Source organism: Allobaculum fili, from assembly GCF_020969955.1.
Lineage (GTDB): Bacteria > Bacillota_I > Bacilli_A > Erysipelotrichales > Erysipelotrichaceae > Allobaculum > Allobaculum fili.
This window is the reverse complement of the sequence record NZ_JAHDSX010000030.1, coordinates 18,033-30,185: the sequence shown is the minus strand read 5'-3', so window position 1 is coordinate 30,185 and position 12,153 is coordinate 18,033. Positions and strand designations below refer to the sequence as shown.

General features: G+C 49.7%; 9 protein-coding genes. 3 read left to right on the top strand and 6 right to left on the bottom strand.

Annotated features, from left to right (window positions below):
* Window positions 1-274: 274 nt before the first annotated feature.
* The 3 genes from Afil_RS07445 to Afil_RS07435 all read right to left on the bottom strand — a co-directional run bounded on the left by Afil_RS07445 (window position 275) and on the right by Afil_RS07435 (window position 5,626).
* Window positions 275-4,672: an alpha-N-acetylglucosaminidase TIM-barrel domain-containing protein gene (locus Afil_RS07445; protein WP_230267944.1), complete on the bottom strand. Its 4,398-nt coding sequence runs from the start codon at window positions 4,670-4,672 to the stop codon at window positions 275-277.
* Window positions 4,673-5,038: 366 nt separating this feature from the next.
* Window positions 5,039-5,284, bottom strand: a complete 246-nt coding sequence (locus Afil_RS07440) for a type 2 periplasmic-binding domain-containing protein (protein WP_230267943.1) — start codon at window positions 5,282-5,284, stop codon at window positions 5,039-5,041.
* Window positions 5,285-5,353: 69 nt separating this feature from the next.
* A complete protein-coding gene (locus tag Afil_RS07435) occupies window positions 5,354-5,626 on the bottom strand; it encodes a hypothetical protein (protein ID WP_230267942.1) in 273 nt (90 codons plus the stop codon).
* A gap of 102 nt (window positions 5,627-5,728) precedes the next feature.
* Between Afil_RS07435 and Afil_RS07430 the strand changes: the two genes are divergently transcribed.
* On the top strand, window positions 5,729-6,061 hold the full coding sequence (locus Afil_RS07430; protein ID WP_230267941.1) for a hypothetical protein: 333 nt from the start codon (window positions 5,729-5,731) through the stop codon (window positions 6,059-6,061).
* Between the two features lie 340 nt (window positions 6,062-6,401).
* Here Afil_RS07430 and aroD read toward each other — a convergent pair whose 3' ends face one another.
* Window positions 6,402-7,163, bottom strand: coding sequence for a type I 3-dehydroquinate dehydratase (gene aroD, locus Afil_RS07425; protein ID WP_230267940.1), 762 nt, complete (start codon window positions 7,161-7,163; stop codon window positions 6,402-6,404).
* A 1,082-nt stretch (window positions 7,164-8,245) separates the two neighbouring features.
* Window positions 8,246-8,437, bottom strand: coding sequence for a hypothetical protein (locus Afil_RS07420; protein ID WP_230267939.1), 192 nt, complete (start codon window positions 8,435-8,437; stop codon window positions 8,246-8,248).
* 442 nt (window positions 8,438-8,879) lie between these two features.
* Here Afil_RS07420 and Afil_RS07415 point away from each other — a divergent pair, with 442 nt between their 5' ends.
* Window positions 8,880-9,689 carry a shikimate kinase gene (locus Afil_RS07415; RefSeq protein WP_230267938.1) on the top strand — a complete coding sequence of 270 codons (810 nt, stop codon included), beginning with the start codon at window positions 8,880-8,882 and terminating at the stop codon, window positions 9,687-9,689.
* A gap of 108 nt (window positions 9,690-9,797) precedes the next feature.
* Window positions 9,798-10,667: a shikimate dehydrogenase gene (gene aroE / locus Afil_RS07410; protein ID WP_230267937.1), complete on the top strand. Its 870-nt coding sequence runs from the start codon at window positions 9,798-9,800 to the stop codon at window positions 10,665-10,667.
* A 139-nt stretch (window positions 10,668-10,806) separates the two neighbouring features.
* Here aroE and Afil_RS07405 read toward each other — a convergent pair whose 3' ends face one another.
* A complete protein-coding gene (locus Afil_RS07405; RefSeq protein WP_230267936.1) occupies window positions 10,807-11,784 on the bottom strand; it encodes a lactate/malate family dehydrogenase in 978 nt (325 codons plus the stop codon).
* Between the last annotated feature and the right edge of the window lie 369 nt (window positions 11,785-12,153).

The following is a 12,153-nucleotide window of genomic DNA, read 5'->3' as shown; positions in this document are numbered from 1 at the left end:
CTTTGGAGAAATCGATACCGAGATCGATTGCAGGGATGATTGATTCCATGAAAAAGCCTCCTTGAATAAAGGAATTATCCCAAGGAGGCGGTCGAGAAAATACCCGTCTTTTATTTGACGCTTACGGAAGATCCGAGTTTTTTTGCGGTTCAAACCGACGGCCAAAAGGAAAAGACCGGTCCTCGATTCGATATTCGAAATCGAGGCCGGTCTTCGTTTTGAACCGGTCACAGCCGGTTCGACTTTAAAAGAGGCTTTTTAAGCTCTGTATCGATTAAAGATTTTCCAGATACGCCTTATCGACTTTCTTGCGCAGTTTCAGCATCGCCTGATTCAGACGGAGCGCCGCGTCATCGAGCTCTTTTTGCGTAAGGGCATCGGCTCGAACGGAAGCCGCATGCGTTCTTGCGTCTTCAAAGGCATGGAGGCCTGTCATCGCAAACGTCTCTTTGGCCGCTTCAAGCGCATCGGCTTTTTCGAGGGCCTGATCCATTAAGGTGTAATCGAGTTCATCTGGAATGTCCGCACTCCATACGCCTTTCACGCGGATTTCCGCAGCGGACGCGAAAATTTTGCCCGTTTCGACACTGACGGAATCTACGGCCACAAGACGGACCTTCGTCGCTTTTACCGGCGTGGACCATACGGCTTCTTTCCAGCCGGATTCACGGGCCCAGTTTCCTTCGGCTGCCGTTTTCCACTCCGCTCCAGGCTGGCTGTCGTCGATAACCTCAATGCGATATTTGGTGATTGTGCCGTTCTGCGCGTTGCTTCTTGGCAAATACAGCAGGGAGCGTACCATCGCCGGTTCGTTGAGGTTCAGTGTGATATAGCACTGTTCCCGTGTGGGCAGCGTTCCGGTGTACTGGGTGTGCCAGAGCGTCTGATTGTTTCCATCCAGAACGCGTTCTGGTCCTTCTCCGCTCTGCGCACTGGGAGCAGTGGCGGTCATTTTTTCCGGTTCCAGAACGCCGTCCAGAGTAATTTCCGGAGCGATTTTCTGGATGTCGTATTTTTCAAGAACGTTTTCGGCCAGTGTGTTGATCGGATCCGAACCTGGCTGATCGGAGAAGCGTTCGTCGCTGTTTCGCGCCCAGGCCCATTCCACTTCAAACCAGTCCGCTGCGCTGAAGGTTTTAAAGGATTCGCCGCGCAGTTCTTTTTTCTTTTCGTCAATGAACATCTGCCAGCGCTTGAGATACAGATCTTTCGTCAGGCCAGCCCACTGACGGTTGGAGTAGTCGTGCAGACCGCCGGCGTTCGACTGGGCAATGGAACCCCATGTCGATACAAGCGCTTTGGCGTTGAGATCAAACAGATCTCTGGTGAAGTCATCCGGATCGCTGATCATGCGGCTGGCGGCTTCGGTCCAGTTGCCAAGCATGTACATTTTCGTTGTGGAAAGCAGACGGTCCGAATCGCTGACGAGTTCGATCAGCTTATCCGACCAGGTCGTGAATTCATCCAGATCGCGGTTGGTGTAAGCCGTATTCATTTTGGAAAGAATTCCCTGTGCCGAGTTGGACAGAACCTGCTGAGCCACGCTGACTACGTCATAGCGATACGCTTCGGAATCCTTAAGCGTATCCCAGTCTTCCAGAAGCAGATCGAGCGCTTTCTGCAGTTCGACTTTGGAATATAGAATCGACGACCAGCCCCATGTCGAAGCGGTAGTCAGCGTCAGATTTGGACGGGCATTCAGGATATTTTCCGGAGCCCCCTGTCCGATGCCGCTGTTGTTTCGTTCGTGCTCGACGCCGTCGTATACGGTATCGAGCAGAATCTGGAGCGCTTCTACAGCGCTTTCGCTTTCGCCGCCGTAGCGTCTTCTTGCGTAATCCTTAATCCACTGATTGAGATTGATTGGTTCTACCGGCTGCTCTGCATCTTCGGTCCAGATGGTATCGAAGAGGTATTCGTAAAGCAGCGGATTGTTCTGACTGGCTTCCGGTGCGATACCGATACCGGCCATGCAGTCTGCATTCTTGATGGCGTCAAATACGCCTTCCAGACCTTCGATGTGGCCATAGAGACCGAGACGTCCGCCAAAGTTGTTGAGCATGCAGAATACCCATGGGGTCTGCTGGAATTCATCGCCATAGCTGGCGCTGTTCCAGTGCGGCTGGCGTTCTGCATACAGATCGAGTACGAGGGCGTGGTCCCGATTGCCTTCCAGACCTTTCAGAAGGGCGCTGGACGGGTTGCCCTGCCAGGACTGAATCACCCAGACGGCGTCCGGATCGCTTTCCATCATCGCTTTGAGCGTCTCGGACGCGATGGTGGAAACATTCATGCCGCCCGTATTTCCGCCTTCGTGGAACGGGTCGGTCGCGTAGTAGTTCGTGATGTCTCCATAGACATCCTGTTGCGCTTTGTAGAACATTTCGGCATATTTCGGGAAGGTATTCGAATCATCCGTTTTGAGCATGTACGGGCGCTGGAAGTTGCACCATTTGCCCTGCGGAATAACGGACGCTTCCGGCTGTTTGGTTTTGAAATCGGTCGGCACCATGCCGCAGTAGCCCATCAGTACAGGCTGCATACCAAGAACCTGCATGATGCGATGGTTTTTACGGGCGAGTTCGGTACGCTGTGCGAACCATTTGTCCGGCAGCGGTCCGCCCATGCCGGTAAGGTTGGCCATGTAAAACCAGGCGTAGTACGCAGGACCGGCAATGAAGTCCTTGATTTCCTGATGGGAATAGCCGCATTCGGCAAGGAAGCGTCTCCAGACTTCTTCCTGACCGGTCGCATCCAGAACGACATTCACGCCGTTCAGAGCAAGCCAGTCTAATTCATTTCTCCATTCGCTTTCGCCCCAGAACGCCATCGAATAGGAAAGCGTACAGAAGTTATACGAATAACGAACCGGGAATTTTGTTTCCTTGTGCAGTTTCTGCGCAGGAAGAACGATGCTTTCCGGCATTTTGACCTGATCGCCGACCTGAGAAATGTGCACGTTGACGATCTGTTCCAGGTAGGCGTTCAGACCGGTGGCCAGAGACACGCCGTTGTTTCCGGTAATGTGAATCTTTCCTTTTCTGGCTTCGACATCGTAGTAGTCATAGCCATTGGCGGCATCTTTGAGTTCAAAGGTAAACCAGTCGACATAGGCTTCCCCAATGCGGCGGGAAATAATGCCCTGAACTTCCGCAATCGTATCGGCTTCGGTAACGGCCCTTGCGTATTCGGTATCTTTAAAATCCGGCACGCTGACCGCCGGTGTTGGCTGAACGGGTGTTCCCGACTCCGTTCCGTGCAGGACGAATTCACGAACCTGGCTGTTTGCGGAAGCGGAGTTGTATTCCATGTAAAGACGGATAATACGTGCTTCCTTGTTGTTGAGCTGCCAGGTTTCGCCTTCATTCGTGCAGGTCTCTTTCGATGTCTTGCGGGCGACGCGCTCAAAGTCAACGCCATCCATGGACGTATAGATCGAATACTGGCTGTAGCCCGCAGTCGGGGTGAATACAACCGCATCGCTGAGCGTATAGTTTTTGCCCAGGTCAATATCCACATACGCCGGATACATGTCGCCGTTCCACTGGGTAGCCAGCGAACCGTCGACCAGGTTCTTTACGTTCGCCTGGTTCGTATTGGTATGAATGGATTTGCCTTTGGCAATATTGTTTTCAAGCAGAGGATCCTTTACGGAATCTGTAGGGGCAAGAATTTTCAGCTCCGCTAAAGCGGGCCAGGGATCGCCGCCGGTATTCGCAATGGATTTAATCAGAATGCGTACGGCCTGCAGTTCTCTGGCCTCATCGAGGGTAAAGCGTTTGATGCAGTCCCCATCCAGACGTGTTGCCGTCTGATCAGCGCCCAGCACTTCCCATTCCCCGTCGGCACTCGTCCGTCCAAGAATGTCGTACCTAAAGACAAAGCCGTTGGAATCGGAAGCGCCTTTGTTTTCAAAGGCAGCTTCAATCGCTTTTACCGTCTTTTTCTGATCGTAATCGATCTGAACCCAGGCCTGGCCTCCGGTGGTCGAAAGCCCCTGAGAAAATATGTAAAGCGTTTTGTAATCTTCATCGATCAGACTGGCCGGATTGCCCTGTCCGGACGTGATAGAGCTGATCGTACCGTTGCCGGCAATATTGACCAGATCGGAAGAATCGGGGTTGTTCCCGCCTTTTTCGGTAAATAATTCCACTTCCGCAATGCCTGGCCAGAACGCGCCGGCAGCGCCGCCGTTTTTCGGATCGGAAAGTGTCAGATAGAAATGGGAGGCAGAAATGCCGTCTTCCCACGTATAGGTAAACGTGTCGTTAAAGGAAAAGTCGTCTTTTTCTGTATCCGGAATCAGATCGTCCGTCACGCTGTTGACCGCGTGCTGGAGTTTCACATCCATCGTCCAGTCCGGATGCCCGGATTCCAGTTTGACAACCATTTTGTAAATCGGCGGGGTGTCCAGAGGTGCGCGAAAAATCAGCGTCGCCGGCCACTGTGCTCCGTTGCTGACCCAGAGCGTAGAAGCATCGCCGTCGACCATGTTTTCTTTCGGCTTTCCGCTCTGTTCAGAGGGAACTGTGATCGTAAAGTCTGCTGCGATGTTTTCCAGCTCAGAAGGAACAGCTGCCTGAATGGGGGTCTGCAGCATCGAAAGTGAACAGCCCGCCGCAACGACGATCGAAAGCGTCTGTTTCAGCCGGTTTGTCAGAGATTGTTTCATCAATAATCCTTTCTTCTTTTTTTATGGTTTTGGTCTTTGTAATTTGCCCGAAAACAGAGACCAGAATACGCCCGATGTATTCCCTTTCATTATGCCGGTCCGAAAAATATTTATGAACGCCGAACATATGCAATAAGTGTGATATTTTGTTCATTTCTTGCGATTTTTATTTCTTCAGGCTGGACCTTTTCAGTGTAACCCCTTTCATTTTTTGTGCGTTCTTTTTCGATGTACGAAAATCCGGTCCTTCTCTTGCCTTTACGATAAAAGGCCGTATTCCTTCTGGCTGGATGAGGAATACGGCCTTTTATCTGCTTAATGCGTTTTAGAACGGTTCAAAACTTACGTGGCCAGATCGAAATCTGTTTACTGGACTTCCCTCGTATAGAGCGCATAGAGCGCGGGATCGATATCGGTCTGAATCGACGGATAGAACGGCGCTGCCTTTTCGCGAATTGCTTCCTGCACAGCGGCATCGAGTTCGAGAATTTCACTTCCGTTTTCTTCAATTTCTTCTCTTTGTCTGGCGATGCGCTCATCCGACTTCTCGCGCGCATAGTCGGCAGCGATGGAAGCCGCTTCTTTTAGAATTTCCTTCTGTTCCTCCGTCATCTAAGGAAGAACCAAAAATCGACGGCAATACCGAAGTAATTCCAAGGAAGATGGAAATCGGAACCGCGATCACCAGCAAAATCGTAAAGACTGCAAACAGAAGAAGGACACTCGTACGCTTTCTCCTTTTCCAGACGTTACAGACGAATCCATGCCGGATACGCCGACCGGCTCTGGATCGGTATTGGCCTGAATGAACGATTCCTGCGTACTGCGTTCCGGATGGGCCGGATCGTTGAGGGGAAGGTTCAGGCACACTTTGAATTCGATGATCCAGCGCTGCAAGATGCAGATGGCGACCAGAACAAAGGAAACAAAAGGCACCGCCTGCACGCAGTCCATCGGAATCTGACATGCGGGCGAAACCTGCCCGCTTTATACCGAAGACATGAAAAATGAGAACGTATACGGAATCATGTTTAAAAAGAACGCCAGTTCGATCGTGTGGCTGATCACTTTCAAAACCGCTTATTTACGCCGGGAAAGTCTTGCCGCAACCTGTTCGATCTTGATGGAAATGCAGTATATGGTGCAGCAGCTGACACTGAGAAAGCCGCTCCAGATAAACAGACAGCGCGTCAGCTCTTCCGATCAGGAAAGCGACATGAACAAAACGCTGCGGCAAAACACCTGAATGCCCATGATGACGGCCATGGCTGCCAGGGCGAGACAAAGCAGAAATTTTTCCAGACAGTCATCCAGCCAGTGCAGCCCTTTTTCATAGATCAGCTCTTCTTTTCTGAGGACGATGAATACGATGAATATGGAAGAAAATGAAGATGGAAACGGAGGCATATAGAACGAAGCAGACGCAATGGAGCAAAGCGCCAGAGAGGCAGAACTCACCTGCGGACACCCTATTCAAATTCTTATATTGGAATTCGAACGACGCCAGGTCTGGAAATTATGCGGGCACTTTGATCGACAGACCGGCAGTTGCCTGCTAAAACTCTGGAAACCGTTTTGAGATAACAAAATCATCCATTCGGCGTCATCCAGATTCAAAAAATACAAAAGCAGACGGTGCTTTTTTTGAATAGTTCACACCGCCTGCCAGCTTTGACCTGGGGCTTTTCATTCCCCTGCTTTCACTGGAAAAAGCCGATTGAAGTCTTGCTTAAAGCGCCTGATGCAGCGCATCGAGAATCTGAACGAGCGTTTCCACATTCATCTGACCGGGAGCGGAAGCCTTTCCGGCGGCTCCAAAAGTCATCGACGAACCGAACGCTTCGCCGCAAAGGCGGCTGATCACGCCGTCTTTGGCCATGGACATCGTGATGATCGGACGATCGGCAATGTCATTGGCCATTTTTTCGGTCGCGCTCAGCAGCGTGAGCACGTCGCGGCGATTTTGCGGCATGACGGCAATTTTGCAGATGTCGGCGCCCATCTCCTGCATTTTGACCAGACGGGAAACGATGTCGTCCTGATCCGGCGTCTTGAAAAAGTCATGATTGGAAGCAACGACTTTTACACCATTTGCGTGCGCGCCGTCCAGGATGGCGCTGACCGTGTCGTCTCCGCTGAAGATTTCAACATCGACAAGATCCACGAGACCGCTTTTGGCAGCTTCCACGTTAAGGTCGATGTAGTCCTGCATGGAAATTGCTTTTTCGCCGCCTTCTTTTTTCGTGCGGAATGTCATGAGAATCGGCATATCGCCAAGCACTTCACGAAGTCCTTTCAGAACGTCTTTTACTGACGCGAGATCTTCGCTGTTTTCAAACCAGTCGACGCGCCATTCCAGAACATCCGCAGGAAGACTGGCGATTTCTGCCGCTTCCTTCAGGATGTCTTCTTTAGTTACCGCTACAATCGGAACAATGACTTTCGGCTTTCCGCTTCCGATTTCGATATTGCGTACATTTACAGTATTCATATTCAAATCCTTTCTGGAAAATCTTTTCCGTTCAGTCTTTCAAGGTCTAAAGCCATTTCTGAAGAGTCTTCTCAAAATGACCGGTCTGCCTGAATGCAGGCAGTAAAGGGTGTCTCTTCCGGCTCACCCCGAACCGGAACAGACAGTCTGGAACTGGATTCTTAAACAAAGTAAGGATGGATCTGGCCAGAATATTCCGGCCGGTTCTGTTCTTTCAAAAATCTGCTTTTGTGAAAAAGAGTTTTTTTCAAAATGGTATGAGCACTGCGCTCAGTCTGTCTTTGTCCTGAGATCTATTACGCAGCGTTTTCGTTATGGCGCGTTTTCGTTATGCAGCGCTTTCGATCATTTTCGAATAGCGCATGTTAACAAAGAGTCCAAGCGCATGAGAAAAGAGATTTTGTCTTCGTACAATTCTTCTAAATTAGTCTTTGTAAGATATCAAGCGTCAAGAATAGCTAACTTTGTATTAACTCCGGCCTTTTTCAACTCTCTCATTGTCCGCGATAAAGTGGAAACATCGATCACAATTCCTGGACAGTATCTAAAGCATACTGGCAGTCCGGTCTCCTGCTGAGTCACATAGATCCGGCGGACTTCGTTCTCGATTTCCCCATTGTGATTACTGATCGCTGTCAGTGGGAAATGAATACTGTCTGGGAGCCCGGTCGAATCGATCAGGACGTTTGTCCCATCTCCTTCCAGATCCTCTTTGAACAGCTTCAGATAGAACTTGAATAATTCACGACAAGGGTATTCTTCGCTCAGAAGAGCGAGAATATCCGAGATCCTCTGGCTGGACAGTCTCGCGTCAGGAAAAAGGATTCTGGCAAAACTGCTTTCCCGCCAGGATTGGCACAGACGATTCGAGCAGTTCGAAAGGATATAGAAGCAGAGAAGGCTGAAGACGGAATCCATGTTTGAACAGCCGATACTGTCGATTGCGTTCCTTAGCGCGGGATGCTTTCGGATGAACTGATCAATGAGGCAGATATCGCCAAAATCAAAAATCAGTTGCTCCTTCCGCTTGTGTTTGCGCCTTGCTAGTTCATAATCATCGGTTTTAGTATAGGTATCCGTCTTCAGATCATAGATAAAAACTCCTCTATCCCGGCTCTGGTGACTCCTTTCTCTTTATCAAGGACTCTTCCGAGGTTGATAGATTCTTTTTTTACAGTTTTTCCAACCCTTTTCGATACGGCCAGGCGTGCAAAAAGCACACCGTTTTTTTTGTTATAGACGATATGCATAGAATCACCTGCAGTAACGTGCATTTATTTTTTACTACATTAAATCATATCGAGTGAAATCCGCAAATCAAAACTCCGATATTCACTTTATATAAAGTGTTTTTCGGAGTTTTATTCCCTTTGAAAATCTGGCGTAGAAAGAATATATTCCAGGAATTCAGGCTCATTCGAATCTTTTAAAGCCCCTGCGGGCATTTTTCCATTCCTGACTTTTCAAAGACGTCCTGCTGGTCGTGGAGCTGCGTGTGTATTCGCCTCTCCAGTCCGAGAGATACCTTTCGATGGATCAAAATACAATGGAATTGGATTTGGAATGCGTCATTATGAAAACCTGCAAGTTTCTATAAAACTATTTGAAACCTATTGTAAGAAAGGCGGAGTCCTTTACAAGCTTTTAACCGCTTGCCTATACTGATTGGGATCTGGGTTTCGGCATTACGAAATCCCTGAGAAAAGGAAATTTCAAATGGATAAACTCGAAAAGCTTCGCAATGACCTTGATCTTTGCGATGAAATTCTGATCAATACGCTTCGCATGCGTTCGCAGATGATTCAGGAGTTCATCTCCTGCAAACAGGAACTTGGAATTGCGGCCGTTCAGTCGGAAGAGGAAGAACGCAAAAAGCGCAATTTCAATAAGAAACTTGCTGACTACGAATACCGGGATGCCATTATGGGCGTTTACGATTCGATTCTTTATTACTCCAAGCGAATTCAGTCGCACGAACTGTTCGGCTTCAACATTTTCCTGATCGGCTTCATGGGCGTGGGAAAAAGTACAGTCGCCAAAGCCCTCAAGCAGGTTTTCGCGATGGATGTCATCGAAATGGACCAGATTATCGCCGAACAGAACGGCATGTCCATTTCCGAAATCTTCGATTTGCGCGGGGAACAGTATTTCCGCGACGAAGAAACGAATCTGCTCAAATCGTGCCGCGGCAAGCATGATCAGATCATTTCCTGCGGCGGCGGTGTCGCTATGCGTCAGGTCAATGTCGATGAAATGCGCAAATCCGGAAAAATCGTTCTGCTGACCGCCGATCCGGCGACTATTCTCGACCGTGTCCAGGACAGCCACGATCGCCCGCTTCTCGAAAACAACAAAACGGTCGAACACATCACGGATCTGATGGAAAAACGCAATCCCGCCTATATGGCAGCGGCGGATATTATCGTCAATACCGACGGAAAAGACGTCTATCGCATTTGCGAGGAAATTATTTCCAAAGTCAAAGCCTGCAAGGATGCCGAATCGGCCGGGCAGGCTCAGGAATAGCCCTGTTTTAAAGAGTCCCGTTTTAAAAAGATAAGCATCCTCTCTCTTACTCTGAGAAAGAAACGGCTGTTCCTTCTGCTTACAAATCTTTCGAAAGGATGAATCAGTATGACTCAATCGATTACCGGACATACCGGTCTGCTCTGCCTTCTGGGTTCACCGGTCGCTCACTCCATTTCCCCTGCCATGCATAACGAAGCATGCGACGCGCTTGGTCTCGACTATGCCTACCTTGCCTTTGATGTGCCTGAAGTAGACATGCCGAAAGCCGTAGAAGCGCTGAAGCTGTTTAAAGCAAGAGGCTGGAACATCACCATGCCGGGCAAAAACATCATGTGCACGCTGGCGGATAATCTCTCCCCCGCTTCGGAAATTACCGGCGCCTGCAATACCATCGTCAACGAAGACGGTGTTCTGACCGCCTATACGACCGACGGTATCGGCTTTATGAAAGCCGTGGAAGAATGCGGCGTAAATATTATCGGAAAAAACATGACCCTGCTCGGTGCCGGCGGCGCGGCCACGGCCATTCTGGTTCAGGCTGCCCTGGATGGCGTCAAGGAAATCGACGTTTTCAACATTCGCGACGATTTCTTCGGCCGCCTTGAAGAAATTGCCGAAAAGCTGAATGAGCGCACGAACTGCACGGTTCGCGTCCACGATTATTCCGATCCGGAAGTCCTTCGCAAAGCCATCGCGAACAGCGCCATTCTCGTCAACGGCACATCAGTAGGCATGGCTCCGAATACAGATCGTTCGATCATTCAGGATACTTCCCTGTTCCGTCCGGATCTTTTCGTATTTGATGTCATTTACAATCCGAAAGAAACAAAACTGCTCAAAGACGCAAAAGCCGCTGGATGCAAGACGTCCAACGGCATGTACATGCTTCTGTATCAGGGCGCTGCTTCCTTCAAGCTCTGGACTGGTCACGATATGCCGGTCGATTTGATCAAGGAAAAATATTTCAGCGCCTAGCCAGTCTGCAATAAAATCGAAACGCCTTAGCTGTCGGTCAGAAACCTTTAGCTAAGGCGTTATTTAATTGTGACGGCCTGAAGACAGGCTGATATCCATTTTGGACGTCCGCTCCGGGCAGACTGCCTGAAAAGAAGTTTTAACTGCTGTGCTTTTTCTTTGCGTTCAGCTGCTCCACCAGCGCATCCGCTTTTTCCACATTAGAACGAATGGCGTCGCAGCAGGCCAGAAATTCCGTTTTCTCTTCATCGTTTAAGGGCAGAACGATGACTTTTTCAATGCCGTGCCGGCCGATGACCGCCGGTACGCCCGCATACAGATCGTACTGACCGTATTCCCCGCTCAGCGGTGCGGAAACCGGAAGAATCAGATGCTCGTCCCTCAGTACCGCTTCAGCCAGTCGAGCAGCAGTTGCGGCAATGCCGTATTCGGTGCACTGCTTGCCCGCAAACGTGACCCAGCCGCCTTTAATGGCTTCCTGTTCGAGTTCTTTCCAGTCCAGGTCCTTGGCAAGCAACGAAGCCGCTTTTAACGGGGCTCCCTGGAAGGAAAGGACGGACTTTGGAGCAAACTGACGGTTGCCGTGCTCGCCAAGCATCATTGCGGTAATAGAATGGCGGGCCAGTCCTGTCTTTTTGGAAATGGCGCCGACCAGACGCGAAGTATCCAGTGCGGTTCCGGTTCCAAATATATGACCATACGGCAGACCGCATCCTTTGGCCAGTGCGCGCGTCACGACATCGCACGGATTGGAAATATTGATGATGACGCCTTTGAATCCGCTTTTGGCGATTTTAGGCGCAAAGGAATGTACAGCACGAATTGTAAAATCCAGTTCGCTGGACCGCTCTTCGTTTCCGCGAAGCAGTTCAATGTCTCCTGCAGCGTTAATGAGTACATCGCAGTCTTTCAGATCCGCGAAATCGCCTGGATGTACGTTGACGCTCCAGGACGTGTACAGCAGAGCGTCATTCAGATCCTGTGCTTCGCTGATGATTTTCTGCGGACGCGTATCGATAAGAATGAGCTCATCGACAATGCCTTCCATGCACAGAGCGCTGGCGACGTGGGCTCCAACGTGTCCAACACCAAGAATGGCTGCTTTTCTATGTTTCATGTCTATATCTCCTGATGTCAGAATTCGATTGTTCTGACAGACCATTTTCCTTTGTCACCCGCATATCTTTCTTACCTGTCTGACGGAAAGAGAAAAAGTGTGACCGGATTCAAATCCTGCAACAGGAGATTCAGAATATCCACGAAGATGACCGAAAGAATTTTCGCGAATCGTTTTGGGCGTTTTTCACACCGTTTTTGGAAAAGGACGTCTGTCTTCGAGAGCCCTGAATAAACAGAACAGGAGTGGAATCCCGTGACGCATTACACTCCTCTGAAATCAAAAAACGAACGTAACGCCCTAGACATTTCTTTCCGAAACGATCTGACAAATAAAGATCGATACTCATAAATATCTACAAATATATGG

Coding starts and splice junctions, on each gene's coding strand:
- Afil_RS07445 (WP_230267944.1), bottom strand. CDS start 4,672: ATGAAACAATCTCTGACAAACCGGCTGAAACAGACGCTTTCGATCGTC.
- Afil_RS07440 (WP_230267943.1), bottom strand. CDS start 5,284: ATGACGGAGGAACAGAAGGAAATTCTAAAAGAAGCGGCTTCCATCGCT.
- aroE (WP_230267937.1), top strand. CDS start 9,798: ATGACTCAATCGATTACCGGACATACCGGTCTGCTCTGCCTTCTGGGT.
- aroD (WP_230267940.1), bottom strand. CDS start 7,163: ATGAATACTGTAAATGTACGCAATATCGAAATCGGAAGCGGAAAGCCG.
- Afil_RS07415 (WP_230267938.1), top strand. CDS start 8,880: ATGGATAAACTCGAAAAGCTTCGCAATGACCTTGATCTTTGCGATGAA.
- Afil_RS07435 (WP_230267942.1), bottom strand. CDS start 5,626: ATGGACTGCGTGCAGGCGGTGCCTTTTGTTTCCTTTGTTCTGGTCGCC.
- Afil_RS07405 (WP_230267936.1), bottom strand. CDS start 11,784: ATGAAACATAGAAAAGCAGCCATTCTTGGTGTTGGACACGTTGGAGCC.
- Afil_RS07420 (WP_230267939.1), bottom strand. CDS start 8,437: ATGCACGTTACTGCAGGTGATTCTATGCATATCGTCTATAACAAAAAA.